The 25,563-nt window shown below is 41.8% G+C and carries 28 protein-coding genes; 5 read left to right on the forward strand and 23 right to left on the reverse strand.

The window, feature by feature from the left end; genetic code table 11:
- Window positions 1-27 precede the first annotated feature (27 nt).
- On the forward strand, window positions 28-2,559 hold the full coding sequence (locus QNM18_RS09125) for a TonB-dependent receptor plug domain-containing protein (protein WP_284136960.1): 2,532 nt from the start codon (window positions 28-30) through the stop codon (window positions 2,557-2,559).
- A gap of 1,741 nt (window positions 2,560-4,300) precedes the next feature.
- Window positions 4,301-4,498, forward strand: a complete 198-nt coding sequence (locus QNM18_RS09130) for a hypothetical protein (RefSeq protein WP_211010196.1) — start codon at window positions 4,301-4,303, stop codon at window positions 4,496-4,498.
- Window positions 4,499-5,349: 851 nt separating this feature from the next.
- On the opposite strand, the gene QNM18_RS09135 is transcribed toward QNM18_RS09130, so the two are convergent.
- The 23 genes from QNM18_RS09135 to QNM18_RS09240 all read right to left on the reverse strand — a co-directional run bounded on the left by QNM18_RS09135 (window position 5,350) and on the right by QNM18_RS09240 (window position 22,201).
- Window positions 5,350-5,667: a hypothetical protein gene (locus tag QNM18_RS09135; protein ID WP_211010197.1), complete on the reverse strand. Its 318-nt coding sequence runs from the start codon at window positions 5,665-5,667 to the stop codon at window positions 5,350-5,352.
- A gap of 55 nt (window positions 5,668-5,722) precedes the next feature.
- Window positions 5,723-6,673, reverse strand: a complete 951-nt coding sequence (locus QNM18_RS09140) for a hypothetical protein (RefSeq protein WP_211010198.1) — start codon at window positions 6,671-6,673, stop codon at window positions 5,723-5,725.
- Window positions 6,646-7,344: a hypothetical protein gene (locus tag QNM18_RS09145; RefSeq protein ID WP_284136961.1), complete on the reverse strand. Its 699-nt coding sequence runs from the start codon at window positions 7,342-7,344 to the stop codon at window positions 6,646-6,648. Before QNM18_RS09145 ends, QNM18_RS09140 begins: the two co-directional genes overlap by 28 nt.
- Window positions 7,345-7,827, reverse strand: coding sequence for a baseplate complex protein (locus QNM18_RS09150; RefSeq protein ID WP_284136962.1), 483 nt, complete (start codon window positions 7,825-7,827; stop codon window positions 7,345-7,347).
- Window positions 7,824-8,450: a hypothetical protein gene (locus tag QNM18_RS09155; protein WP_284136963.1), complete on the reverse strand. Its 627-nt coding sequence runs from the start codon at window positions 8,448-8,450 to the stop codon at window positions 7,824-7,826. Before QNM18_RS09155 ends, QNM18_RS09150 begins: the two co-directional genes overlap by 4 nt.
- Complete coding sequence (locus QNM18_RS09160) at window positions 8,443-8,763, reverse strand: tail fiber assembly protein (protein WP_284136964.1); 321 nt, start codon at window positions 8,761-8,763, stop codon at window positions 8,443-8,445. The genes QNM18_RS09155 and QNM18_RS09160 overlap by 8 nt, the downstream gene beginning before the upstream one ends.
- A gap of 1 nt (window position 8,764) precedes the next feature.
- Window positions 8,765-9,592, reverse strand: a complete 828-nt coding sequence (locus QNM18_RS09165) for a hypothetical protein (protein WP_284136965.1) — start codon at window positions 9,590-9,592, stop codon at window positions 8,765-8,767.
- A gap of 12 nt (window positions 9,593-9,604) precedes the next feature.
- A complete protein-coding gene (locus tag QNM18_RS09170; RefSeq protein ID WP_284136966.1) occupies window positions 9,605-10,144 on the reverse strand; it encodes a phage tail-collar fiber domain-containing protein in 540 nt (179 codons plus the stop codon).
- Complete coding sequence (locus tag QNM18_RS09175) at window positions 10,141-10,950, reverse strand: hypothetical protein (protein WP_284136967.1); 810 nt, start codon at window positions 10,948-10,950, stop codon at window positions 10,141-10,143. The genes QNM18_RS09170 and QNM18_RS09175 overlap by 4 nt, the downstream gene beginning before the upstream one ends.
- Complete coding sequence (locus tag QNM18_RS09180) at window positions 10,943-12,079, reverse strand: baseplate J/gp47 family protein (protein WP_284136968.1); 1,137 nt, start codon at window positions 12,077-12,079, stop codon at window positions 10,943-10,945. The genes QNM18_RS09175 and QNM18_RS09180 overlap by 8 nt, the downstream gene beginning before the upstream one ends.
- Window positions 12,069-12,395 (reverse strand): DUF2590 family protein, encoded by a 327-nt coding sequence (locus tag QNM18_RS09185; RefSeq protein ID WP_284137278.1) that lies wholly within the window; start codon window positions 12,393-12,395, stop codon window positions 12,069-12,071. The genes QNM18_RS09180 and QNM18_RS09185 overlap by 11 nt, the downstream gene beginning before the upstream one ends.
- On the reverse strand, window positions 12,395-15,169 hold the full coding sequence (locus tag QNM18_RS09190) for a phage tail tape measure protein (protein ID WP_284136969.1): 2,775 nt from the start codon (window positions 15,167-15,169) through the stop codon (window positions 12,395-12,397). The genes QNM18_RS09185 and QNM18_RS09190 overlap by 1 nt, the downstream gene beginning before the upstream one ends.
- Window positions 15,170-15,174: 5 nt before the next feature.
- Window positions 15,175-15,291, reverse strand: a complete 117-nt coding sequence (locus tag QNM18_RS27320; RefSeq protein WP_417714798.1) for a DUF6890 family protein — start codon at window positions 15,289-15,291, stop codon at window positions 15,175-15,177.
- 53 nt (window positions 15,292-15,344) lie between these two features.
- On the reverse strand, window positions 15,345-15,629 hold the full coding sequence (locus QNM18_RS09195) for a putative phage tail assembly chaperone (protein WP_284136970.1): 285 nt from the start codon (window positions 15,627-15,629) through the stop codon (window positions 15,345-15,347).
- The gene (locus QNM18_RS09200; RefSeq protein WP_284136971.1) at window positions 15,619-16,245 is read right to left on the reverse strand and encodes a hypothetical protein; all 627 of its coding nucleotides are present in this window, start codon (window positions 16,243-16,245) and stop codon (window positions 15,619-15,621) included. The genes QNM18_RS09195 and QNM18_RS09200 overlap by 11 nt, the downstream gene beginning before the upstream one ends.
- On the reverse strand, window positions 16,245-16,697 hold the full coding sequence (locus QNM18_RS09205; RefSeq protein WP_284136972.1) for a phage protein: 453 nt from the start codon (window positions 16,695-16,697) through the stop codon (window positions 16,245-16,247). The genes QNM18_RS09200 and QNM18_RS09205 overlap by 1 nt, the downstream gene beginning before the upstream one ends.
- 9 nt (window positions 16,698-16,706) lie before the next feature.
- Entirely contained in the window at window positions 16,707-17,807 is a 1,101-nt protein-coding gene (locus QNM18_RS09210; RefSeq protein ID WP_284136973.1) for a DUF2586 domain-containing protein, read from the reverse strand.
- Window positions 17,808-17,824: 17 nt separating this feature from the next.
- Window positions 17,825-18,370 (reverse strand): hypothetical protein, encoded by a 546-nt coding sequence (locus tag QNM18_RS09215; RefSeq protein ID WP_284136974.1) that lies wholly within the window; start codon window positions 18,368-18,370, stop codon window positions 17,825-17,827.
- Between the two features lie 121 nt (window positions 18,371-18,491).
- Window positions 18,492-18,965 (reverse strand): phage tail protein, encoded by a 474-nt coding sequence (locus QNM18_RS09220; protein ID WP_284136975.1) that lies wholly within the window; start codon window positions 18,963-18,965, stop codon window positions 18,492-18,494.
- Window positions 18,962-19,399, reverse strand: a complete 438-nt coding sequence (locus tag QNM18_RS09225) for a phage head protein (protein ID WP_284136976.1) — start codon at window positions 19,397-19,399, stop codon at window positions 18,962-18,964. The genes QNM18_RS09220 and QNM18_RS09225 overlap by 4 nt, the downstream gene beginning before the upstream one ends.
- An 80-nt stretch (window positions 19,400-19,479) precedes the next feature.
- A complete protein-coding gene (gpM, locus tag QNM18_RS09230; RefSeq protein WP_284136977.1) occupies window positions 19,480-20,178 on the reverse strand; it encodes a phage terminase small subunit in 699 nt (232 codons plus the stop codon).
- 75 nt (window positions 20,179-20,253) lie between these two features.
- Window positions 20,254-21,291 carry a phage major capsid protein, P2 family gene (locus QNM18_RS09235; protein ID WP_284136978.1) on the reverse strand — a complete coding sequence of 346 codons (1,038 nt, stop codon included), beginning with the start codon at window positions 21,289-21,291 and terminating at the stop codon, window positions 20,254-20,256.
- A gap of 10 nt (window positions 21,292-21,301) precedes the next feature.
- Window positions 21,302-22,201, reverse strand: coding sequence for a GPO family capsid scaffolding protein (locus QNM18_RS09240; RefSeq protein ID WP_284136979.1), 900 nt, complete (start codon window positions 22,199-22,201; stop codon window positions 21,302-21,304).
- Between the two features lie 190 nt (window positions 22,202-22,391).
- Here QNM18_RS09240 and QNM18_RS09245 point away from each other — a divergent pair, with 190 nt between their 5' ends.
- From QNM18_RS09245 to QNM18_RS09255, 3 genes are read left to right on the forward strand one after another with little or no spacing between them, the layout of a single operon-like run.
- On the forward strand, window positions 22,392-24,155 hold the full coding sequence (locus QNM18_RS09245) for a terminase large subunit domain-containing protein (RefSeq protein WP_284136980.1): 1,764 nt from the start codon (window positions 22,392-22,394) through the stop codon (window positions 24,153-24,155).
- Entirely contained in the window at window positions 24,155-25,213 is a 1,059-nt protein-coding gene (locus QNM18_RS09250; RefSeq protein ID WP_284136981.1) for a phage portal protein, read from the forward strand. The genes QNM18_RS09245 and QNM18_RS09250 overlap by 1 nt, the downstream gene beginning before the upstream one ends.
- Entirely contained in the window at window positions 25,210-25,524 is a 315-nt protein-coding gene (locus QNM18_RS09255; RefSeq protein WP_284136982.1) for a phage holin family protein, read from the forward strand. Before QNM18_RS09250 ends, QNM18_RS09255 begins: the two co-directional genes overlap by 4 nt.
- Window positions 25,525-25,563 lie beyond the last annotated feature (39 nt).

The following is a 25,563-nucleotide window of genomic DNA, read 5'->3' on the forward strand; positions in this document are numbered from 1 at the left end:
TAAAAAATAATTATAGAGTAGTAAGTTATGACAGGATCTCTCAAACTATCACCAATAGCATTAGCACTATTGGCCAGTACCACAATGGCGCAAGCTAATGAACCAACTGAAGAAAAAATTGAAACCATTTCGGTCCTCGGCTCAAAAGTTTCAAACCGTACGGCCACCGAATCAACCTCACCAATCGATATTTTAGATACTGAACAACTCAACAAAGGTGGTTACACAGAATTGGGGCAAAGCTTGCAGTCAATAGCCCCCTCTTTTAACTTTAGTAGAACACAGGTTTCCGACGGCTCAGATCTATTTCGCCCAGCGACTTTAAGGGGACTCCAACCCGACCAAACACTTGTACTTATTAATGGTAAAAGAAGACACAACCAAGCCATTTTTGGCTTAACTGGTACTGTTGGCGCTGGTGCTGCAGGTACAGATATGAACTCCATACCCATGATGGCACTTAAAAATGTTGAGATCCTACGAGATGGCGCCGCTGCTCGATATGGCTCGGATGCCATTGCAGGCGTGATCAACTTGTCTTTAAATGACTCTACTGGTGAAACTACAGGATTCTTTCAGGGCAGCTCAACTGGCGAAGGTGATGGCGATACCTATGCTTTTGGCTTGAACAGAGGTTTTGATATTGGTAGCGAAGGTGGCTTTATCAACTTATCTTTGGAGTACAGAGACGCTGATGGCACCAATCGAGCTGAACGCGATACGGGTGGCTCTTCAACGATTCCCGCTGGGAAATTATCAGAAACCGTCAGGTGGCGCCAAGGTAACTCTGACAGCGAGTTTACCTCTCTATTCTTTAATGCCGCTCTCCCCTTGGGAGACAAAGAATTATACTCCTTTGGTGGCTATTCAAATAGAACAGCGTTCGGAAATGGCTTTTACCGAGACTTTAACCGTGCAGAGCGTAATGTTCCTCAAGTATACCCTGATGGCTTCTTGCCAAGAATTGATAACGAAGCTGATGATATTTCGTTAGCCGTTGGTTTTAAAGGGGATATAACGCCTGATTGGAGTTTTGATTTTTCAAATGTATACGGTCAAAACAAATATGACTATTCCTCTTCGAATACAATCAATGCTTCTTATGCAGCCGAATACCTTGCCAACAACCCAAATGCGACTGACCAACAAGTTAGGGACAACGCAGGTCCTCGAGGCGGATACTCTGGTGGCTTCAGATTTGATCAATGGACCACAAACTTAGACCTAAACGGGGTTATCGACCGCGCAGATGCTGAGCCAATTTATTTGTCAATTGGTGCAGAATACCGTAAAGAAAACTATGAAATTGTCCCAGGAGAAGTAGCATCTTATGCATGCGGCTTCTCAAACGCTTCTAGCTCATTCCCTTCTGTAATCGACTCTAGCGTATTTGCGGACTGTGGCTTTCAGGCTTATCAAGGTTTGAGGCCCGACGCGGCAAACAAAGCTGACCGCTCAAGCCACGCAATTTACATTGAAGCAGAAACCTTGCTTAACGAATACTGGTTAGTCAGTGGTGCGCTTCGCTATGAAGATGTTTCAGACTCTGGCGATGATATTATTTGGAAGCTTGCAACGAGATACGAAGTCACAGAGGACTTGGCACTTCGTGCGGCCGCCTCTACAGGTTTTAGAGCGCCTTCGCTACAGCAATCTGGGTATACGGCATTTACAACCAGCTTAGGCGGTGATGGGTCACTTGCTACATCCTATACAGCTACAGCAGGTTCACCTTTCCCAGAAGCGCTTGGCATAGAAGGCCTTCAGCTTGAGTCTTCCGACAACTACAACTTAGGTTTGGCTTGGGACGCGAGTAATGACCTCTCTATTACACTAGACTTTTACCAAATAAAAATTTACGACCGTATCAATTTAGGTAGCTTTATTGGTGCAGACAGTGATGAATTGAGCAACTTCCCAGATGCCAATGCAGCACTCAAAGCATCGGGTGCCGTACAAGCTAATTTCTTCTCCAATTCATTGGACTCGACAACTAAGGGCATTGATTTAATAGCTTCTTATTCTACCGAAGTAGCGTCTGGAGAACTTGAAATAACCTTTGCAGCCAATAAAAATAAAACCACTATCGACAAGGTTAACTCTCCTAAGGGAATACCAGAAAGTATTGCGTTAGATGAGCAAACACGTTCATTTTTAACTCACGGCCAACCACAAGAACGCGCAACCCTGACTTTTGACTATACAAAAGACAAGTGGTCATCACTGCTACGTTTAAATTATTTCGGCAAAACCGAAGTCGCTTACTTCTCAGGTAAGCATATTGAACTGCCAGGCTTTTTATCTCCAACAAACAGCTGGCAAGATCACAGCGTTGTCGAATCAGCAGTATTGGTTGATATTAACCTCGGATATCAAATCAACGAACACTTTGATGTGTCTTTGGGCATTGACAACTTATTTGATAAAACACCAAATGAACTTGGAGAAGATGAAGTATTGAACTTTATCACCAACGGCGCAATGCGTTACCCGCTTCGAGCACTACCGTACGGCTTTGATGGGATGACATACTACGCCAAGGTAAACTTTAGATTCTAATCGTTGAGGTAATGTATTGAGCACTCGCTCAATACATTACTTTTCGCAATAACCCACACCGTCAAGATGCAATAAAAAGCCGATAATACCTCAACATCTAGCTAACGCGTGTTTCAACTCAACTCAACTCAACTCAACTCAACTCAACTCAACTCAACTCAACTCAAAGTATGTACTTTACTTTTTATAACGCTAGCCTAATAAACCAAAGGAATATTTAAAATCACTGTAAACAAGCCTACCAACTGAGGTAACTGAACAAATAAAAAACGAAAGAATTGAGAGATATGCGTCTAAATTGCTTGCTTACAAAATATGGCTTTCTATACTCTGCTTCTTGGTGACAATGGACTTTGTAGCTAAACTCCGTTGAGCAATCTTGTGTACACTACTATTAGTATTTGACTTAGTGATCGCCGCAGTGCCATGCCAAGTTGAACATGGCACAATATCAATAATCCTTTCACAAGGAATAATCGAGTTCAACACAAGCTATTAAAAGCCATCCGAAAGTTTAAAAACTAACTAAAGTCTCACGCCTACAGCAAGCCAAAACCTATACTTCACCAAGCCGCTCACAAGTAAGTAAACTATACCTAAAAGCGTGTAAAGTATAATGTGCTTAAATCAACGTCTAAGGTAGATTGGTTAGATACGAATTTATATTAAAGAAAAGAATCGACGCTTTGCCGAAAACAGCTTAGTTTACTCACCTTACATATTTTCTTATGCCATAATGCTTATTGGACTGAAAAAGTTATGTTTACCTTGTTATTAGCTTGTCCATTACCATACTCTTTTTTATTGGCATACAAAAAGAATAAATACACCTTTTTCTGGGTTTTAGTCATGATATACAAGCCAGAAGTTGACAGCAGTCGTAGAGTATAAACATGGTCAACTTCCCAAAACTAACTAGAGTTCAATAAGCAATGTCATTTTTTGGCATTAACTGATTAAAGCTTTTAAGTTCAATTCTTAGGCCTCAGCAGCTTTAAGTACTTCAAATAGACCTAGCTTTCCAGCTCTTCCTTGCTCCAAAAAATTAACGACTACCTATCGTCCATCAGTTTGCGGAGGCGGCTCGTCTGCAGTATTGGACGCAGTTTGCCCCCCAAATATTAATGGTAATTGATTCCGAGTGAGAACTATTAAGTTTTTCTTTTTAAGCTTCATTTATTGTGTCCTTATTTATTTTTATCTCGCACATTTATTCAATGCACAAAAAGCTAGCTGGATAGCCACCTCTTAACGACCTCAGTATCAGCGACTAGTATATATCCAGAATACTAACAACCAACTTCAAATCGTGTATCAGATAATAATAAGTCATAGCCGTTTCATGCAAATAAAAAATACATTTACAATCAATTTATGAGCCTTTTAATAATTTGGCGATAAATTTTACTTTTTGTCCAAATAAACTTCAGTACTATCGTGTAAATGCCGCTTTTGGCTCTAGTCAAAATTAGGATTAAGATAGATTTTAGACATGTAAAATTGATATAGCTCCTTTAACCAACGACCAGCATTTATTTAGGGGACAGAGACTTGATTGCCTTAATCAAGAATTTGCCCTGACTAGGAAAGAGAAACGCGGCTTTTGATACACTTTCTGTCTCTGGGAAAGTTGCAAGTGCGACCTCAAAGTTTTGGCCTTATTTCAAAAAACTTGATAAAGCATTGAAATAACGATATGTTAAATCTTGATTGACAAATAAATTACAAAAGGAAATAACAAATGCAATTGAAGCTTAATAAGAAGAAAATAAAAACTTTATCCGAAGACAAAAACTCAATCCCTCATGCTCAAACACCAGCCGTTGGCGGTGGTAATATATCAGAATCGCTTTGCGTATCATTCAGTCATGGTGGCTGCTGTGGTACAGTTGCCCCAACTATACGAGTGTGTAGTGCTGGCATAACTTGTCAGCCATAATGACAGATTTGAGCTTAAGGGCATAGCCCTAAGCTCTTTTGATAAAGTAGCTGTAACTACATCAATTTAAGTACAGTGCGCTAGTAGAATTAAGCTTAGAGCTATACGCTTAACACGCTTTTAAACACATAACTTCAGAAGCCTACATTCCACTAAAAATAGAGCACTATCAATATAAAGCGCTTTAACCAACACCGTGCTTTATGCTGATATCTGGAACCAACATGTCAATCTCAGTCTATTGAATATACCAAAACACTGTTTTTTAGTGCACTGACAGTTTCTCATCATGAAACACCCTTCTTTAAATAATGGCAATCCAGCGTTTAAGCTATTTATGGGGTAGTGTCACACATAGTCTTGCGCACCTTTTATACCAACCTTAAGATAATTACCCAAAAGACGTAATGACTTGTTTCCCCCTCATACCTACATTAATGCTACCACGATACGATACCGTAAATGTTTCGTTTTACGCGTAAGCTGTCTCTGTGAGACAATGCACATGGAGAATCTTTTGTATTAACGAGATTACGTAGTTTCGCGTCAGTAAGTGCTGCCATAATATGCTACCGTTTTATACACACGTAGTGGTTTTTATATACACACATATACTCACTTGATCGACATTGCAAAAGACTCGAACAAAAAGAAAACAATACAGTTTCAATGTAAATAGTTGATTTATGAACAAAACAGACCAAGATCAGACGCAGCAAACAGACGAAAACATACCAACAATCTATTGGCACGATTATTATAATGCATAGATAAAATCTTGATTTAATTATGATTAAATCTTATCGCAACTTTCTATACACACACTCATACACACTTGTATACATTCAGCCCTACTTTCCAGCTAAACTTTCTGCGCACTTTTCGAATTTTGCTGAAGTAAAATTGTAGTTTCTCTGCCACTTTTCTGAGTAGTGAACGGGCTTCCTGTCAAGAAGATCAATTAATTCGTTTTCTAGCTGTAGACAATATAATGTAGGGACTGCTTTCCCCATAAAATCAATATACCCGATACCCGAAACAACTTTTGTTGCAGCACTGGGAGCCTTTACGCTATACGCGAGCTCTCCCGACTTTGCTACAAACGGGTTTATATCAAAAATGTTTAATGTAAATACTAGAATCACCAAAACTAACAATATATATTTCATGCATGCCTTCCTTTACATTTTTTTGACCTGAACTAGCATCAAATACACCTATCAATTAAACAACTACTGATAGATTGGTTTCAAGCTCGCCCGCGCTCTTGCTTAACTCACTCAATTCAGCTTTATTTAAAGGAGGCCCAGCTCCCTGCTCACTATGCCCATGGTTTTCCAATTTTGCGCAAAGGTCTTTAACGATAATAATAAGATGGTGTAAAACTTCAATAGCATTCACTGATTTATCACCCACCCAAACTTTCGCTCCCTCAAGCTTTGACAGCTCATTTGCTTTAATATGCAGCGTCATTAGTGATTCAATGTTCACATTCTCACGAGCCTTGATATTAATTTGTTTTTGACTGCCAAGGAGCAGACCTTCCAACGCTGTGAACAGCGCTTTTTCACCAACCACTGTTTTTAAGGCGCCCATGACCTCGTTTATCTGGTTACCATCAATGTGGTTAGTTTCATGAGTAGCTATCGTTGATTGTTTAACATGAAATTGCTCTACCCGTTTGCGGGCTTGGACTGCGCTTGAATCACTAACTTGCGTGATTGAATCGTCAGTTTCTATTATCCAATTTCCATCGCGCCCTTGGATTTGTGCTCGAGAGCTTTGTTTAAGACCAACGTCAGTATGCTTTTGCTCTGGTACCAAAGCCCCCCATGGCAATAGGTTTGTAATAACTGGGTGGCTGTTTAATCCGTCGATGTATTGAACCATGCAATACATGCCCGGTTTAGGTTCATTCACTAAGCCCGCATCGTTTGCTTGGCCTGTCGCTAGTGTGACTTGCTCGAATACTGGTGTATTAGTTGGTTCATGCGTGACGGGGTCCAGCAATTGTATATCAACCGCTTTGTATGGCCTAAATGGTGTGCTTATTTTTCCACTCTCTGTTGGCAGATCATAAATTTTTTCTATAAGGGCTAGCTGAGGTAGGTGTTTTCTTTCACCTAACTCTGGAAAGCAACGGAGTATTAAACGCTTAAAAGCTTGTTTGACCATCTTATTTGCATCCTATCATTTTGTAGCGTCACTTCCTGTATGTGGCGCCCGTTTAGTTTTAGTCCAGGTCTGAGTTTTGGAATGGCAATCACTTCGCCAGTGGTTGAGCTGGTTGTTTTCAATGAATGCTCAGGAAAATCATTAATTGTTGACTGCGCCCACCGACTATCGTGCCAACTCCCTACATAAACTTTGCCGTCCGGTCTTTGTTGAAAAATGTACTGCGGGATTTGCCAAACGCGGCCTATTTGCCTTAGTGCTTCAATGCCTGTGCCTGCATGACAAAACATAGGGACTTTGATTTGCATATAATCAGCGCTTGGAGTAACAAACTCGATGTGTTCATCCAACACGTCTAAGACTTGGGAGATTGTCGGGTGTCGCAATGAAAAAGATTTTTGGTATGCTAATGCCCCTAACAATTCTCTGCATGTTAAATACCAACGTCCGTTTGCAAAGTGTTTTGATTCAATTACGCCCAAGAAATAGGGCTTCATATCAGTCAGTTTATAGCCCAAATGCAACTCGACTATGCCTGTGGGCTCCGAGTTAGTCACAACTTCAAAACTAGCTCGGCCCGCGCTATTTATATCGAGCTGCACCTGTTTTTTGATAACAGCTGTTACCGCCACACCACCTATATGCAGTGAATCAGATAAACGTGAGCTCATTCACGGGCCGTCCACTTGCTCAAATTGCTGTTGCACTTGTGATTGAGCATCAGTAGATTGTTGTTCACTCGCTTGATTTGATGTTTCGTCTAGCTGCTGTTGTTCGCGCTCTGATACCGAGCGCACTTCAAGCAATTTAAACGTGATCTGCCACCCTTTTACGTCCTCTAAATCAGTCGCTTTTACTTCACCATCAAATTTGGCTTTGCGAATTTTATAAGCTTCAGCGAGTGAGTTGTTCACTGTATATGTTACCCGTGCGCCATTTTCGTCGAGTGCTTTAGCTTTCGTAATGAGTGCGGCTAAGTCGTTTTCATCAGTATGAGCAATTTTAGTTTTTACGGTCAACACACCTGGCTTTACGCCATTATCTGAACTCAGGGCAAATGAACCAAACCCCGACATATCATCGCCCGCCAGTTTAACCCCTGCATTTACTTGGGTGTCAAAACCTGGGACTTGCCAGCCATCAATGGCAATCATAGTGCTTCCTTGATTTGATTTAGCTCCCTTAGTTCTCCAACGAACAAGCAATAGGCCCAATATTGTGAGTCATCGCCCAGTTGCTCAACTTGTCTCGCCAATGCATCAGCACTGCCCGCATTCAGTATGCGTTTATCAATGTCTGTATTTCTTAGTGTGAACGGTCGATTTAGCCTCTCATTACAAGCGGCTTTTAATTCGATTGCTTGGGAAAGTGCATCGTCAATATTGGTAATTAAACTTCTACCCTGCTCGGCTACTTCTGCCAGTTCTTCAGCAATTTGCTTTTGTTGCAATGGCTTTAAGCTTTGCGAGCTATGCTCACGCCACTCTATGCTTTGACCCTCGTATACCGTGAGTTTATCTTGCTCTAATGAACTCAAGCTTTGTGCATAGTGTTGGCACGTTATTAAGTCGGGTATAGGGCAATAGTCGTTTAATGTTTCAAGTTGGCTTGCCAGCGCTGCGGGAGTTGTTGCGCCTACTGATAAGAGAAAACCGTTATAGCTTGATGGCTTATCAGTTCGTGAATTGTCCTTTAGAGCTTTAGTAAGCAAAACCGCGCCCGCTTGCATTGAGCAAGGAGCGGCGGTTTGGTTAAAGCATAGAGAAACGTTATGCATTTGGTGCTAAAGGCCAAACTACATTTTCTGGTGATTCAAATTTTTCAGGCAAATCACGAAGCGCTTGTCTATAAAGGTTCCACTCTTGCTTTCGCTCTTGCGTTAATGGACTGTCAGCCACTTGTGTCCAATCACAAGAACTTAGCAGTTTGTCCCTTTGCTCTCTTACAACAAGCCACTGCTCTTGCGTAACTGCATCTTTAATAACTGCAATTGGGATACCCGCCATCGATTGACCATCAGCAAAAAAGCCGTCTTCTCTAACGCCGTAATAATCTTTTCCATGATAATGAATTTTTTTCAAAACAAACATTTTACACCTCCATCCCGATCACATTAATTGCTCGTTGATTTGTATCACGAACTATATCCCCAACGACCAAATCCGCTGTTTTCGCCTCCTTATTTTTTGCTGACATCACTAACCCATTCGCTTCAACTGTTGCAACAGCGCCGCGTTTTAATAGCATTAAACCTTCAGACATGACGCCTTCGACCTCTAAGCTATTTGTGACAAAACTTCCTACTGTGCCTGTGTTTGGATAAAGCAAAACAAAATGTGTGAAAATACCGTCGATAGCTTGGTTGTTGCAGCAGCTAAAGCTAATAGAGCTGTCAAAATTTAATCGAACGGGACAGTCGTATGGATGTTGAAACGCCAGTTCATCAATGCTTTCAACGTCTGATCGATATGTAAGTGAGCTTGTATGAAGATACGAGTGATTTAAGTTGAAACCTACTAATCGAAATTTGCTTGATGCATCAATTTGGATTTTTTTAAAAATTACATCTGTTTTTATCTTTCCTTGGCCTTTCAACATTACCCTTTTATTTTCAACTTCAATATGCTCGTCGATAAAATGTCGCCCCTCATGAAGAATAACGTTCAACAAAGCGCCAGGAGGGAACGACTCAATTGCACATTTGATTGTTTTATATGTATGAAATGGTTTTGGATAATCAATATCGTCCCCGTTGTCATTTGATACATAGATAGTCGCGTCCATGATCTGACTAATAGTTGCTGGTAGATCACCCAACGCAATTTTAACTTTGCTGTCGATTTCAGACGTTTTATTTTCAACAACACTTGTCAATGCTTCGCATGCATCAACGGCTCTACCTAACAATTCTGTGCTCATAATTTAATGTCCTTATAAAAATAGTTTTACAAAGCGAGTCATGCTGTTTATCTGGCTGACAGCTAATCTCACTTGTGTTTTATTGATTTCATCAACCTGTGGCGAGTAATCAAACATCCAAGATTGTGCAGGTATGATGATTTTCGATAGTGCTGCGGCGGCCGCAAACTTGAGTACAAACGAGCGGTTATGTACGTTGTTAACGCCTTTACGCTTTCGCTGCATGGGCAAGTAATCCACGGCCAAAAGCAACCCTGTACCTGTTACTAAACCAATCCAGTTATAGTCAAAGTCGCCAATGTCTTGCTCTAGAATAACCGCCCAAGCTACGGTGTTATCATCCACTTTGCCTTCTACGTCGATATTGCGACGATGCACAATTTGTAAGCTTGGCGGCATTCCTTCGTTTGGGTTACGCTCAGCCTTTTCATTGAGGTTTGGAATATTGGCAAAGACCAGCTCTTTAATACCTAAGCCTTTATCGTTCAAAGCTTGGGTGGCAATGTGCTGTTTACCCGCGTTGGTTAAAATCCCTGTTATATTTTCGCTCATAGTTTAGCGGTACTAATGCCGCCCTCCTTGCTTATAAATCCATATCTATGCTGTGCAATAAGCGCATGCTGCACGATTAAATCGGCGGCAAAAAATTCGGTATTGCTCACTTGATTCTCTAGCCCGATAAACTGATACAGCTGTTCAAGTTCAAGGTCATGTTTGACATCGTGTTCGATTGGTAGCAAAGGCGCTGTACTTGACTCATTTTGTAATGCAGTAAAACCATGGGTGTATTGCTGTTGTGCTTTGCTATCTGCTTTTAAATACATAGCATGTGGTACATGACAACTGTCCCATTGCACATGTGTTTCACCTATAGACAAAAATACATCAGCCACGTTATGGACGGTAAATTCATAGCGGCGGCAAGTACGGCCATACAACTGAATAATTTCAGGTAATAAGTTGTTATTGTTGGCTAGGGCCGTATCACTGATATCTAAGGCGACAATGTCCCAGTCTCGCCCGTCGATGCGTTCCCGCACGCTCAACACTTCTATATCCAACCGGGCAAACACGTCTTTGATATTTGCCAAATCGCCTGCTTCAATAGTATTCACCAGCGCATATTGAACACGTTTTCGATATAAACTCACTGGTTCATTGTCGAGCTTATCGGTTAAACGTTCCCAAGCTAGAAAGCTTAAAATAGGCTCTTCGTTTTGTTGGGCTTCTTTTTGGTTAACTGCCCACATCACAAACTCAGCTGTTTTATTCCAATACCCAGAAGAGGCTTTTACCAGCTTTTGTGCATAACCTTTGTTCAGCCAAGTTGCGATTTGTTTGCCGTCAGACTTAAACACGGTTTAACTCCAATGTCCCAAGCACAGGCAACCAGTGTTGTGCATGAATGTCATCAATGTTGAATTTGATAGATTTAAGCTGCTCAAACTCTTCATGACATTCACTGATTAACTGACTGATTGAAAACTCGCCGTTATGGGCAACGCGTGTTGGTTTATAGGCGGCATTTTTTCTAAAAGCCGATTCAATAAAAGCGGTTAACTCAGCGTTTAAGTCTTGTTCGGTATGCAAAGAATATTGCGCCACCACATTAAAGCTTTGGGTAGGCATAGCGAACACCATAAAGTCATCACCTAAACCATGATGGCCTTTATCTCTGATGTGCGTATTTATGGCACTTATAAGCGCGGAAGGCACCGCACCCACATCAAGATAAATATATGCATTTGCGGTACCTGGTCCACGCGGGGCTTGTGTCTCAATCTCGATGTTATCAATTGGCACATGAAAGTTTGCGATTATCTGTTTATAGACAGAATTAATATGCCAACGCGCTGCGGTACCAAACACATTACGAATACGGTTACGGTAACTTTCAGTGTCTTCACTGTCTGCACCTGGTCTTAATAACCAATCTGCAGAATTGGTGACAGTGACACCATCTTGTTGTTCGGAAAAATAGCGATAGGCATTAGCAGGCAGATTAAAGCCCGCACCCTCTTCAACCGCTTCGGCCAGTGCATATGCTGTGCTTTGTCCGTCTTTAAAATAAGCTTCTTGCAATAAAACCAGTTTATAAACTTGGCCGCCAATCACATCGGTAACAACCTCAATTCCCTCTACTATGGCACTTTCACCATCGCTGCTTATTCGGGTAAAGGTCAGTAAGCCTTGAGCCTTTAGTCCTGTTTGAATAAACACATTTCGACTTGGGCCGTGTTTTTCAATTAATGCGTCGCGACTTGCGGTCATGATAAATAGATCTGGCATTACCGTTTGGGCAATCCAATTAAACAGCTTCACAACGGGTTTTGTGATCAAGGCTTCAATAGTTCGCCAGAACGGACCAAATGGAGAGTCATTCGCCACAGAAATATTCTGGTTTTTGAGTTCTTCACGCCATTGTTCGGCTGCTTTTTCTTCAGTAAGCGGTAGTCCTGCTTGTTCCATCAGGGACTTAAATTTCATGATTGCCCCCGTACTGTCTGGTTTTTGCGTCAATTGATAGTCCGTTATCGTTTTTTATTATATTGATTGAGCCAGGTTTAAGCCTGTCGTCTTTTTCAATAAGCAATTCAAGCTCGGTCAGAATTGGCTTAATACCGTTTTCATTGCGCAGCCCAACAAGCTTTACAAGCAAACCACTTTCTAAAATGCGGTGCTTAATGTCTTGAGCGATTACGTCTGCTTTTTGTAATGTTGCAGGACTAAGAGAGTCATTGAGCACAAAGTCCCCATCGACAACATTTAAATCAATATGCAACTGGATCTCGTCAAATGTCATCATGACGCCAGCTCCAATACATCCTCTAATGTGCTATTCATGTCATCAGTTTTGACAGTTAAGTTATCGATGTGCACATTCTTAGAGTTGTCACTGCTTGCATTGCTGGTACTGATATTGTTTGTTTTAGCAAGCTGCTGTAAAAATGCTGAGCGCTTTGGCTTGGCAACATAGGTGCTGTTCAGCTCGATTTGCTCTTGCTCAAATGACTGAGCACTTTGTTCAATAATCTGGCTTTGGGCATTGTTGGTAATTGCGTGATCTAAATAAGCAAGTTGCGTATTTTGCGTTAAGGTTTGTTCTGCTCCCACTGCATGATGATTGCTATTAGCTATATTATGATTAGCTAGAACTTGTGCATTTAGCGGTATCACACTACTTGAGAGTGCTTGATTTACTTCACTTACTTTTGAAATTGGTGTGTTAGTAAAATTCGTAGCCTGTGTTTGTTCTGACGCTGCAAAGATTTGTTGTGTGCGGCTTGTATTGTTAGATACTTGAGCATTTGAAAGTGCCATAACATTATTAGGAAAAACAATAGTCGATTGCGAAGACAAAGCACCATTTTGAGTTTGTTCAAGCACTCGATTAGTTACGCTATTACCCGTTTGCAAGCTTGCGAATTGCACAACATTGTTTGATTGTGCTTGCTCTAAACTTTGTAGTGAATGACTTTGAACTTGCGGGATCACATATTCTGCTACTTGGTAAGCTGGTAAATTTTGTTGAATAGCATTTGCATGTGTTGCGCCTTCTAACGATTGCACTGCTGAGCTTGGCTGCTGGCTGATTTTCTGCGCTTCTTCATCATCACTGAAAAAGTCGATTACCATTTTTAAAATGCCATTTTCGGCCACTGTTTTTAAAAAGCCGGTGACACTGGCTGTAATATCGCTGAAGAACGTAAAGAAGGCACTTACTTTTGAAAGTACGCCATCGAATACACTTGAGATAAATTCGCCAATACCTGAGAAAACGGCGGCAATTGGTTCATACACAGCTATAAATGCAGAAGTAATTGAGTTCGTCACCGTACCTACTAGCTCGCTAATAAAGCTAAATGCTGGGGCTACGAATTCATAAATTGCTAAGCCGATAGACTTAACCAGGTACCAGATTATTTGTAGGGGCAACGTTATCAAGTCAAACGCTATTTTCATTCCAGTCCAAACAGCCGAATTATCAGCCCAGTTATTGAAGGCAGTTGAAATTTCATCAAAGTAGTAGACCAGTGCAGAGACTGCGGCAATTGCTGCAACAACACCAACTACTATCCAAGTAATTGGATTCGCGAACAAAGCAGCAGAAAAACCCCAAGCAGCGGTGGCAGCAGCGCCTAACTTTGCGGTCACTAAAGTTAGTACCCCAACACTCATTGTTTGCAAACGGCTCAACACGCCACCCGCAAACATTAGTGCATTCCCATAATTCGCAGCTGCAAAACTAGCGGCTTTCATAGCTGCGGTTTGTATTACTAATACACCCGACCAAGCTTTAGACCAGATACTAGCAAGCTGTGTTGCATACGCACCTTGCAACATGGCTAAGCGATATAGCCCAACCAGTGCATTGAAGGTACCCATGATCACAGTTGCGCCCACTAAGGCAACAACAAACGCGCCAATAATGCCACTTAAAACTGGGAACTCTTGGGTTAACCAAACCACCCCCTGTAAAAGCTTTGCAAGTAAATCAACGATGGGCTCAATAATTGGCAACACGGTTTGACCCATGCTCACTAATGCCGCATTTAGCGAGCCACCGAATCTATCCCATGCGCTGCCCATTGCTTCGGCCATTTCGACGGCAACACCCATATCTGAAATATTTGAGAGCTGATTAATATTGTTCTCAAGCTGATCGACTTGTGGCATGAGCTGTTTAATCAAAGCTACTGCTTCTTTTGTACCAAAGGCTTTTTGTAATGCGTCACTCTCAGCAACGGTGTCAATGATCCCAAACTTTTCATGAAGCCGGTTCATCACATCAACCATTGGCAACATACGCCCCTGTGCGTCAGTGAGTTGGATACCAAGCTTTTGTTGGGCCTTACCAACTCCGCCTAAAAAAGCGCGATATTTGGTACCCGCTTCGCTGCCAGACATAGTGGCTTGTAGCTGGCCTAAAACCGCCATAGACTCATTCATTGTTATACCGTGGGAATTGGCCTCTGCTCCCAAGGTGCTGAAGGCCCCCGCCATTTCTGAACCCGTTGTTTTGAACATGCGAACTGACGCGGCTGTTTGCCCAGTCAGCATTTGGATCCATTCGGATTTGCCAACTTCTTTCGCCGTGTCTTGGTAAATACCGTACATTGTGCCGAAATAATCGGTAGTTGTGGCGGCGTCTGATTTGGTACCTTTTGCAAGAATGGAAGATGACTCAGTAAACTGGGCTAGCTCTTTACCAGTTAGCCCACTGATAGCAGATTGAATATCATAAGAGCTGCGAATAACTTCAGCAGTATTACCACCATAGTTACTCACAAAATTCATTGCAGTGTTATTGAGTTGTGTCAGTGCTTGGTTAGACACATCAAGTGATTGCACTTCACCAAGTGCTGCTTGCGCTTCAATTGCTGGATTGAGCGAACCAACTAGCATCATGGCCCCGCCCGCAGCATTCATTAACCCGCCAGTTAATTGCTCTTTGGCGCTAGCAGTTTGTTCACTAAGTTGGTTTATTTTCGCCATGATCTTATTCACAGGCCCTGTGACTTTATCAATCAGGCCTATTGAATATGTAAGCTTGTCCATTTTGCTTAGTGAACTCATGTGTTTTACTCTTCGCCATTAAGTGCCATGCAAATGCCATTGTTTACTGCAACGGTTAGCAACTCCTGTTGCTGAGTTTCAATAAAGAGCGCTTGTGCCAAGGCTTCATCAGTTATTGGCAAATTGCCAAAATGCTTGGCGTGATAAGCAAATAACTGATCTAAGCGGTTTTGCTTTATTCGCTTAGCTCGCTCTTCGATTTTTTTACTGAGAAATTAAACTCTGGTGTGTAGTCTTCAATTACAGTGCCGACCATATGTAACGCTGCACCGGGTTGCTGTAACAGTGCCTTAAGCTCTTTTTTCTGAGCATCATCAACAGTGGCTAATAAAAAGTTAGTTGCTGGCTGAATTTTATTGGTCGGTGTCGTGCTGTTTAAATATTTGTTGTAAGCCTGACCCGTCACCTTGAACGTAAACTCTTGTTCATCGGTTTCAATAACAATTTGCTTAGTCTGCATTTTCCTTGCTCTCTTTTAGTTGGTTTTGTTCAAGCAATGTATAGCTGAAGGCATTGCCATAGCGTTCAGCCGATTGCTCACAAAGATTAATAAATTCGTTAAAGTCATCGGGGTTCGCCAATACCTGGCAACCCGCAGACCACTTATCAACTCGTTTTGATTCGGTGTGTGCACTTGCTCGATGGCAGTTAATGCCAAAGTAACCAAGCTGCAACTCAGCCTGTGTTTCATCCGTTTCAAGCTCAGCGTTTTTGTCGTTGTCACGAAGCACTAAAACAGGTTTGTTTTGCACGAGTGCTTTGTACTTGCCTTGGTGATAACCTAGCCTCCAAAGACCAAGATGTTGCCCTGGCATAAGGACAGCCGTACCATCAATATTCATTGGGTGTTTACGCCAATATAGGCCCGCGTCAGTAGTCGCTTTAAACTGCTTAAGTTGCCACTCGCCATTTTGCTGATACAGCACACAAATTAAGTCATTAAAGGTATTTGATCGGGTATTTGCAGCACGAATACCAATAATGTTTAGGTTAAGCTTACCCTCAAACACTTTGTGTTTACTAAATGCCATGGCACTGAGTAACACTTGCGGGCTTAGTTTGCTAAAGCCTCGCATTACAGGTTTCTCACTTCATCAGCTGTTAAGTACGGCACACCATTGATGTGCACAAAATCTGGTGACGTTATTGGGCATTTAATAGAAAATGTATTCTCTTCACCGCCTTCAGCTTTAATATTTAAAAGCTCTTCGAGCTGCGGCATACAGCCAAAGGCTTCAACGTTTAGATCGCCCGCTGCAACGCTTGCAGTAAATGCCACATCAAAAGGTTCTATGCCTTTCCAGCTACCAGCTTGTTGTGCTTGCGCTTGCAGCAATAAGAAGTTTTCGTGATCAAGTTTTAACGCCAGTTCTGCTTCAACAGGCCCATCAATCCAACCCATGGGAATACCGCGAACAGTTTTAGCTTTTCGGCCATCAGTGATCTTTACGCTGGCCTCAACAACGTGAACCATAGAATTGCCGATGAAGGCATCAAAATCCTTTCCGCCTAATACTTTTTTAGTCATGGTCTGCCCTTACTCTACGTCGTCTAACATGATGTTTGCGAGAACTGTGTTTGGAGAGTCAATCGGTCTAACTTTGATTGAAACCTGTAGTGTTCGAGCATCCATAAACGTCAACGTAATACTGTCATCTTTAGGCGCATCAATCAGTCCAGGAAATTTATCAGCTCCGATATTTACAGATTTGCTCATATCACGGAGCGGTCTTCCCATAACGCGCTTACCAAATTCAATGCCGCTTGTACTATTGTTTAAGCGACGGTTTTTAATTTGCTGAATGGCAATAATGCGTACAGATCGAGATGCTTTATCAACAATACGACCTGTTTCGATGCGCTGAAAATCCCCCCCTTCAGCGTCGAGCATATTGACGTCACCAAAATAGACACCTTCAAAATCAGAGTAAAATTGCGTGCAGCTAAAGCGCAATGAATCTAATGCCAATGTTGTTGCATTTGTTAGCGGATTGCCTGAAGAGTCTTCTGGTAAAGGCATAAGCGACATTGAACCTGTTAACACTCGCATTGGTGAGTCAGCTATGGTCACTGAACGTTTACACAATCGTCCTAACACACCACCCAGCTCGTCACCAAAAAGTAAAGGAACAACAGCAACACGATTACCCACCACACCATCAGTTAGGGGTTGTAATGCCGTCACTAATTCTGACCATGTTTGTGTACCGTCTAAACCAGGAGCAGCCACAAGAGTGCGAACATAACGCGCATATTTGTTTAAGATTTCTAGGTTCTTAGCCTGGTATGCCTCGACTTCAGCTTTACCAGTAACGGGCGTACAAATGGCGATGACTTCAGGGCTAATGTCTTGCTCCATGGCTTTATCAATTAGCGCAAAAATATTTTCTCCAATACCATGAGAAATGGCATACCCGTTCACTAGATCATCGCCGTTACGCTGCCAAGCATTAAGTTGGGTTTTTAGTTGTGAATCAGCTTCACCAAATAGCGAATCAAAATCACTTTGTGCATTGATAGCTTGAATCACACCATTATTTACGGGCGCAGCACCAATCACTAAAACCGTGCGTTCGACTTCTTTAACCGCACCACTACCCGTTTGAATGGCTGCAACCGAAACTTTACCTTGTGCCATAATCGTTCCTTGTTAAATTAACTTTTCTGCTTTAAATACATTTTCCGTTCAAGCTCAGTTGTACGAATTTTATTTTGCTCGTTCACTGTATTTCCTAACAATTCACGAACTGGACGCTTAATGGTCCACTGGGTTTTCTTACGTTCTTTCTCTTCTTCTTTGAGCAAATTAATGATTAAGCCTGCTTGTCCAAAGGTGAGTTTGCTCATAATTTTTGTTTGACTCACTTTTCTGTAGGCCTTTTTATCTTTGTCCCACATTTTGTAACCCAAACTAATCAAACGCTTTGCTTGTGCTCTGGTTGCCTTCGAGCCGTACGCTGGCAAACTTTTCTTTTTTAGATTTTTTATGGATTGTTCAACAGTAAACTTTTCCTCTAACCCTTTAGCATGTGCTTTCGCGATTGCCCCTGCATAACCTTTCCCGCCAGATTTATATCCAATAACCGCATGAGAACCACTTGTTTTTATATACGTCCGCTTTTTTTGGTTTATCTTTTTGAAGATCGCTTTTTTCTTGGGTTGCTTCCACTTTCTACCATCACGGTTCTTACCTTCTTTCACTCTATCTATCGCCAAACTTCGTGACTTTCGTCCCATATCTCTCAATATGGCTCTGCGCTTTTTTTCCGGTAATGAAAGCGCTTCAAGTTGAACTAATGCGTCATTGGTATCGAGCTTGATATTAAGCACGGTCAACTTCACCGGCTAAAGTAAACTTCTCTGCAATCCAAGTGCTTTGTTCGCCAAAGTCATAACTTTTTCCACCAAGTTCAAAAGGGCCATTGGCAACTTCTATAAGTTCTAATTCTTCCTCAAAAGTACCGATTACAATTTCAATTTCATTTGAGTTGTCATCGTTAATTGAGCAATTAAACTCTGCACTTTCTGAATCATCACCTTCTGCGTTGTTTTGAAGCCAGAAACTCACATAGGCACTCACCAACTCAACTGGCGCATAACAAGGATCAATTGAAATGATTGAAGAGTAATAAAGTCTTGCAGCTAGTAAACCATTGCCGTTTATTTGCTTACTCGCTGGGCTAATAACCCCCTCTTCTATTCGCGCTTCAAACTGTTCGGGTAAAGCTAACTTATGCCCCTTGTAATTGGCATCAATTAAAAATCGCTTAAGCTTATCTAACTTACTCATGCTCATATCAATTCCACCGATAAGCTTGGACTTAGCGCTCGAAGTAAGTTGATTTGATTGCGATATTCATCGTGCCAAAACTCAAAATTATCTGACGCTAGTTCATTTTGTGCATTGGCTCTATCTCGATGCGTAGTACTTAGTTTTGATATCAAACTTTTGGATTTAGCTAATGCATAAACTGCTGTTCTGTAAAATAGAATTTGTTGCTCATTGAGCGGTGTACCATTAGTTAAAACAGCTTCTTTTAGTTCGTTGTTAACTTCGGCCTGTGACTCTTTGAGAATGCTAACCAACGTTTTTTCATCGTTCGCAAATTCAGAGGGGATCGCATAGCGCTTAATAAAGAATGCAGTTTCCAAATCGGGATAATATCCGTTACCAGGCACCACAACGTTGTGCTGATGCTGATCGGCCACTGGCATGTTTGATAAATTCATATTGCCCTCCTTTATTAGTGTGAGCGCCACTTAGTCTTAAGCAGCTATTCGTATTCCGTTAACTGATTAAGCTAAGTTGCTCACTGGCGTTGGAGCTTTTTCTGTAATTTTGCGACCAAAGTTTTTACTCCAGCATCCCTATTTATCTTCTGTGCCTGTTCACCAAAGCACACAGCATTACCAGTGTTATCTCTGGCGACCTCCAGCTTGCAAGCAATTGCATATAATTTACCGCCTGCGATTTCTTGTCCTGCCCAGTCCTGGCGGCGCAATAGGTGGATCACCTGGTACAGGCAAAATGCCATGTCTTTGTATCCATCACTTTTATTGTTTTGTAGGTGCCAGTTCACTTCGTCATACAGCTGATCAATTAAAAAAGTTGGCCAGTGCTTAGTATTAAAACGTGTAGGCAGCGGCTGTTGTTGCTCGATTAACAGCGGCAATAATTCGATTGCCTGCGTCCAGCGCTTCAAGTCAACCAACCAGATAAACACCCATGAAAGTACGATGTTTGGATGGTTGCCACCGCTCATTCGATACTGATTTATGTAACCCATATAGTCATTGCGTTCCAAGGCCGCCGATTTGTAATCCGCTTTGTCTGCAATATCAGTGAATGTTTTTAGCTGAGCCAAGTCAGAACTTATTGCCGCTTTAAAAAACGCGTACTCAGTTTGCTTTTCATTGCTGCGTTTCACCTTGCTTGGTGCCTGCGCATCCATTGCGCTTTTAGGTACTCCGCCTTTTGATTTGGCTAATGCTTTCTTAACTAGGCTCATTTAAAAACACTCTCTATAAATTGCTGCTTGAACGACTGAATCAAGCAGCCTTCGTACTATTCTCAAAGAAGAAAACTAAGACCAAGTACCGTCTTCAGCTTTATCAGTTTTTACCGAGTCAGATTCGATATAAACCGCTTTCTCAAGGTCTTCTACGTAATAACAAGCGTTACGTGACTCATAATCTTCAACGCGTTTTTTCTTGGCATTGTTCTCAATGCTCATACGTGTAGAGCCCGACTGTATGTAATGGCTTAAATTGTCAAAACTGGTAACCAAAATGCCACGTGATGGAAAGAAGGACACCTGAAAGCTAGGTAAACCACCATAAGTGTTGATCACCTGCGCCATTTCAACTTTTGTTTTTTCACTGGGTGTATGCGCATTTTTGGAGTAATGCTTGCCTTTATCTTGGGCAATCAATTCATCACCAATAATGGCAACTAAACCAACACGCTTATGTAATGGGATACCTTGAATTAAGTCATGTACCGCACAATCAAGGTTTTCGTAATCGCCACCTGCACCAATACGAATTTCTCCTGTCACTGCGCCTTCTTTAACTACACGCTCAGGCGCATCGCGGCGAAGAAGTTGCAACCAACCAATATTAACGTCTTGCATCATTGGGTATTTTGCTAAATCAGTTATTGGCTCTGCTTTGATGCCGTGCCAACCAATCTTGATAATATCGAGGGCTTTTTGTTGGCGAACATGATTGCGATAACGATTATGAAAGTCTGGAAACTTTGACCAGGCATCCATTTTTGCCCACGATAAATGGACGTCGATTTCTTCTTCGTAACAGCGATATTCACGCTTGCTTAGGCCAGACACGTCTTTAGTTTGACGTTCATTGTTGCCATCTTCATCAACACCGGCGCGGCCAGTTACACCCGAGCCCGCAGACATAAACACCGATTGGCCAACTAAATCATCAACTAGTGCATGGTTAATACGAGTTAAAAACTCAGCAGATTCATAAACCTTATCGTAAAGCTTTTGTTCAATAGTAGGCTCTACAGCAAAGTTTTCAGATACACTTGCTACACCGTAATTGGTTGCAAGAGCCGCACATATGGCGGTAAATATTTGAGTTGTTTTCGTGCGCATTGCTGTTTCCTTACAGTAAGTTGCTGTACTTGCCTTCATCACCTGTTGGCTCATCATCGGCATCAGTTGTGTCGTCGGCTTCTTCAGTTGAAAGTTCATCAAACTTGTCTTGAAGCTGATTAAACTTCTCGTCCGTTTTATCGAGCTTTTCACTTATTTGGGTGAGCTGCTCCGTCAGCTCTTTATTTTGGGTTCCACCCTGACCTTCTTCCTGTTGGTCCTTAGCTTCCTGCTGATTTTGTTTATTGAATTCAGCTAATGAGGTATTAAGCTGAGTAAATGAAGGGTTTAAAGCGTCGGCGACTGCTTTTCCAATATCTGCTTTATCTTGATCTGTTAGTGGCATGGTAGCTTCCTTGTTGAATATATTTTTAAAAAATGGCTTTTTTGATGGCTTTTCAATTTCGCTATACAAGCCAAGGTCAGCACGAAGAAACGAAACATCCTTGTTCTCTATGCCACTCTCTTTGCTAAATTTTGCTCTTGATGTATAAGCACTAGCCGGGTAATCAGTAACAGCTAACCCTGTTAAGTAAGTTTTACCTGTGTCCCTAAAATTACGGTCGATTTCAATTGAGAAGTAAACATGCTGGTCGGCTTGATTTAACAATACGAAACTGGCGTTTGGCGCAAGTACAGCTTTTAGTACTTGGACTCCGTCTTCATTTTTTTCAGTAGTGACCGATATCACATCACCAAGCATCCCCCCATTAAGTTTTACTGATGAAAGGGCTTCTGCTTTCCAACCAGACCAATCCGCATAATGGTCAATGTTTATGCGTGCACCATACATATTAGGGTTATACGTTTCGACAATATCATTAACGTCTTGCTCCTCAATTTCTCTACCATCAACCGTTAAACCAACAGCGGCGATAGCAAGGGGTATTGTGCGTAATTGACCTGACATATTTTACTCGTTTTAATAATTCGTTCCTTCAACTTGATTGCAGTTTGCACCTGATTTTTAAGATTTTCTAACTGTTTAATTCCTAGAAATTCCTATATTTGCGTTTTAGGAATAACTAGGAATTGAAGTTACAGAATTGAAGCTTTTTAGCCCTTAAACTCACTTTCATGGATTGATTTAGGGGCGCAGGATGCAGCCAAAGTACGGGCCAGAAATACGCAAACAAGCACAAGACTTGTATGTGGTTAATAGCTACACGTTTGATGAAATAGCAGAGCTGCCAAATATGCCAAGCGCACGAAGTATTCGACGCTGGGCTGATGACGGCAAATGGTCTGACATGTGTCCAAGCTACAATGCTGAGATGGCATTCAGCCGCCGCATTAATGTGCTTACCGACAAGCCCGAAAAAACAGACACCGACTATAAAGAGTTAGAGTTTTGTACTCGCCAGCTTTGCGCACTCAATAAAAGCAAACTTGCACCAGCACCTAGACAACGCACCGCTAACGACGACGAAGCCGGTACCAGCACACGCAGTAAAAAGAAGAAGAAAAAGAATAACGACTGTTCAGGTATAACGGTTGAAATGCTTGACGAGCTAAAAGAAAAGCTACTCTACCCACACCAGTTGCACTGGTTTGATAATCAAGATCACCGTACTCGCTTTATATTAAAACCGCGCCAGATTGGTGCCACATTCTATTTTGCATTTGAAGCATTTTACGATGCAGTGGTAAATGGCCGAAATAAGATTTTTATTTCTGCATCGCGTGACCAAGCCGAAGTATTCAAAGCCAATATTATCGCACTGGTGCGTGAGCACTTTAATATTGAACTTACAGGTTCACCCATGGTGTTAAACCTGAAAGGCGGTAAAACTGTAAAACTTATTTTTAAGTCTACCAATGCCCGCACAGCACAATCAGAAAGCGGCGACTTATACATAGACGAAGTGTTTTGGATCCCAAAATACAAAACACTTCGTGGCCTTGCTCAGGCAATGGCAACACATAAACATTTACGCATTACTTACTTCAGTACGCCTTCAGTAACTAGCCACGAAGCATACGACCACTGGAATGGTAAGTGGTACCGAAAAACCAAAGCCTGTAACGATCCCGAATTTGCAATTGATTGCAGCCACAAAGCACTCAGAAAAGGTCGCTTATGTGAAGACGGCATTTGGCGACAAATGCTTAACGTGCACGATGTCGTTAATTCTGGCTTTGACCGCATTGATATCTCAGTACTCGAAAACGAATATTCACAAGACGAGTTCGACAACTTGTTCATGTGTAAATTCATCGACGATGCACACTCGGCGTTTAACTTAAAACAACTTATGGCCTGTGTGGGTGACTCAAGTAAATGGGATGACTTTGACGAAGAATATGAGCGCCCATTTGGTTTAAAACCTGTAGTGATTGGCTTTGACCCTGCCCGATTTGGCGACAAAGCCTGTGTCGCCGTATTAAGTTTACCCATGCAACCTGGTGAAAAGTTCAGACTACTCGAAACACTTGACTTAAGTGGCAATGATTTTGAAGCCATGGCCCGTGAAATTGAAGAGCTCACGCATAAATATAACGTGCAACATATTGGTGTTGATACAACAGGCATTGGTTACGGTGTTTGGGAGTTGATAACAGCGTTTTTCCCTAACGCTGAGCCAATTCATTACAACCCGATTATTAAAAACCAAATGGTCATTAAGGCCTTAAATGTTATTAAAAACCGCCGCTTTGAATACGACAAAGACGCAGTAAACATTGCCAGCTCATTTATAAACATTCGTCGTAAAGTAGTTGGCGACCAAATCACATACGCAACTAATCGAACCGAGACAACGGGCCATGCTGACATTGCTTGGGCAATAATGCATGCCATGAAATTTGAACCTCTTGACGGCAACATGATGGGCCGCCAAACATCAGTAGGAATTGAAGCATAATGAACAAGCCAAGGATGAAAGGCGTTAAATCTGGCAGCGCACCAAACTATACAGGTATGAGTGACGTGTTTAGTTTTGGTGATCCGGAGCCAGTTTTAGATAATCGGCTCACAGACTACACGGGCGTATTTTCTGATATGAATGGCATATATGAGCCGCCTATCAGTTTAATGGGTTTAGTTAAATTACTTAGAGTGAATGCGCAACATGGGCCAATACTTGGTTTTAAACGCAACATGATCCTGAAATGGTTTAAACCAAACTCTGTGATCAGTAACGACGCATTTAAAAAGTTTGCCTATGACTATTTATGGTCTGGTAATGCCTATCTTCAAATCATCAAAAATAAGTTTGGGCAAATAATCAGACTCAAGCACCTACCCGCTTTGAACATGCGTTACACAACCGAGCGTAGTGTTTATGCACAATTAACTAACCGTACTATCGAGCCAATTAAATTCAATGCTGGAGAAGTGATTCATATAAAAGAGTATGACCCAGCCCAAGGTATTTATGGCATACCCGAATATTACGGAGGTATTCAAAGTGCTTTGCTAAATGAAGATGCGACGCTATTTAGGCGCCGCTATTACAAGAACGGCGCACACATGGGCTTTATCTTTAGCATGGCCGACCCAAATTTAAGCGCAGAAGATGAAACCAAACTAAAAAATGCAATCAAAAACAGCAAAGGCGTTGGTAACTTTAGAAGTTTATTTTTCAACTTTCGCAGCAACAAAGCCGACGCGGAAAAGTCGATTAAGATCACCCCTGTTGGTGATATCTCTACCAAAGACGAATTCGAACGCATCAAGAAAATTACTCTCAACGACATGTTGAGTATGCATCGTGCGCAAGAAGCATTAAGCGGGCAAACTTCTGGCGATTCACCAGGCTTTGGTGATTTAGACAAAATTACCCGTGCATACTACAACAACGAAGTAGTACCACTACAACAAACTATGTCTAGCATTAACCGCTATTTGCCAGCCAAGCTACATATTGATTTTGCAATACCCGAATACTCTGATTTATTCCCAAGTAAGGACGCCGCATGATTGATTTAGAAAGCTTAAAGCATGCAGCAAAGTTTGGTGTCATTGCGCTCGCTGCCGCTGCAATACAGCTACATTTAAGCACACACAAATTCACGTTTAGACGATATCTTATAAACGTCATTATGGCCTTGCTTGCGGCATATTTGGTTTCAAGTTTTTGTGAGTATTTGGCCGTGGCCGAAAGTGCCAGACCAGGCTTTATAGGCGTGGGGGCATATATGGCGCCGCACTTGTTTGAAGGGTTGAATAATTTAGGGCAAAGATTTAGTAAGGACCCGTTGAGCGCAATCAATAAATTCAGAAGTAAATAAGTCTATATGAAAATTTTTGTCCTAGACTGTCAGATTGAC

This window comes from Pseudoalteromonas obscura (assembly GCF_030135505.1).
GTDB classification, from domain to species: Bacteria; Pseudomonadota; Gammaproteobacteria; order Enterobacterales; family Alteromonadaceae; genus Pseudoalteromonas; species Pseudoalteromonas obscura.

Bases quoted from the DNA above. Each gene is read 5' to 3' on its own strand.
- QNM18_RS09150 (WP_284136962.1), bottom strand. From the start codon at position 7,827: ATGATTGCCATTGATGGCTGGCAAGTCCCAGGTTTTGACACCCAAGTA.
- QNM18_RS09220 (WP_284136975.1), bottom strand. From the start codon at position 18,965: ATGAGCATGAGTAAGTTAGATAAGCTTAAGCGATTTTTAATTGATGCC.
- QNM18_RS09145 (WP_284136961.1), bottom strand. From the start codon at position 7,344: ATGAGCTCACGTTTATCTGATTCACTGCATATAGGTGGTGTGGCGGTA.
- QNM18_RS09135 (WP_211010197.1), bottom strand. From the start codon at position 5,667: ATGAAATATATATTGTTAGTTTTGGTGATTCTAGTATTTACATTAAAC.
- QNM18_RS09195 (WP_284136970.1), bottom strand. From the start codon at position 15,629: ATGCAGACTAAGCAAATTGTTATTGAAACCGATGAACAAGAGTTTACG.
- QNM18_RS09190 (WP_284136969.1), bottom strand. From the start codon at position 15,169: ATGAGTTCACTAAGCAAAATGGACAAGCTTACATATTCAATAGGCCTG.
- gpM (WP_284136977.1), bottom strand. From the start codon at position 20,178: ATGAGCCTAGTTAAGAAAGCATTAGCCAAATCAAAAGGCGGAGTACCT.
- QNM18_RS09185 (WP_284137278.1), bottom strand. From the start codon at position 12,395: ATGACATTTGACGAGATCCAGTTGCATATTGATTTAAATGTTGTCGAT.
- QNM18_RS09245 (WP_284136980.1), top strand. From the start codon at position 22,392: ATGCAGCCAAAGTACGGGCCAGAAATACGCAAACAAGCACAAGACTTG.
- QNM18_RS09240 (WP_284136979.1), bottom strand. From the start codon at position 22,201: ATGTCAGGTCAATTACGCACAATACCCCTTGCTATCGCCGCTGTTGGT.
- QNM18_RS09165 (WP_284136965.1), bottom strand. From the start codon at position 9,592: ATGAGCACAGAATTGTTAGGTAGAGCCGTTGATGCATGCGAAGCATTG.
- QNM18_RS09205 (WP_284136972.1), bottom strand. From the start codon at position 16,697: ATGACTAAAAAAGTATTAGGCGGAAAGGATTTTGATGCCTTCATCGGC.
- QNM18_RS09210 (WP_284136973.1), bottom strand. From the start codon at position 17,807: ATGGCACAAGGTAAAGTTTCGGTTGCAGCCATTCAAACGGGTAGTGGT.
- QNM18_RS09250 (WP_284136981.1), top strand. From the start codon at position 24,155: ATGAACAAGCCAAGGATGAAAGGCGTTAAATCTGGCAGCGCACCAAAC.
- QNM18_RS09140 (WP_211010198.1), bottom strand. From the start codon at position 6,673: ATGGTCAAACAAGCTTTTAAGCGTTTAATACTCCGTTGCTTTCCAGAG.
- QNM18_RS09225 (WP_284136976.1), bottom strand. From the start codon at position 19,399: ATGAATTTATCAAACATGCCAGTGGCCGATCAGCATCAGCACAACGTT.
- QNM18_RS09255 (WP_284136982.1), top strand. From the start codon at position 25,210: ATGATTGATTTAGAAAGCTTAAAGCATGCAGCAAAGTTTGGTGTCATT.
- QNM18_RS09130 (WP_211010196.1), top strand. From the start codon at position 4,301: ATGCAATTGAAGCTTAATAAGAAGAAAATAAAAACTTTATCCGAAGAC.
- QNM18_RS09200 (WP_284136971.1), bottom strand. From the start codon at position 16,245: ATGCGAGGCTTTAGCAAACTAAGCCCGCAAGTGTTACTCAGTGCCATG.
- QNM18_RS09170 (WP_284136966.1), bottom strand. From the start codon at position 10,144: ATGAGCGAAAATATAACAGGGATTTTAACCAACGCGGGTAAACAGCAC.
- QNM18_RS09180 (WP_284136968.1), bottom strand. From the start codon at position 12,079: ATGAAATTTAAGTCCCTGATGGAACAAGCAGGACTACCGCTTACTGAA.
- QNM18_RS09125 (WP_284136960.1), top strand. From the start codon at position 28: ATGACAGGATCTCTCAAACTATCACCAATAGCATTAGCACTATTGGCC.
- QNM18_RS09155 (WP_284136963.1), bottom strand. From the start codon at position 8,450: ATGCATAACGTTTCTCTATGCTTTAACCAAACCGCCGCTCCTTGCTCA.
- QNM18_RS09160 (WP_284136964.1), bottom strand. From the start codon at position 8,763: ATGTTTGTTTTGAAAAAAATTCATTATCATGGAAAAGATTATTACGGC.
- QNM18_RS09235 (WP_284136978.1), bottom strand. From the start codon at position 21,291: ATGCGCACGAAAACAACTCAAATATTTACCGCCATATGTGCGGCTCTT.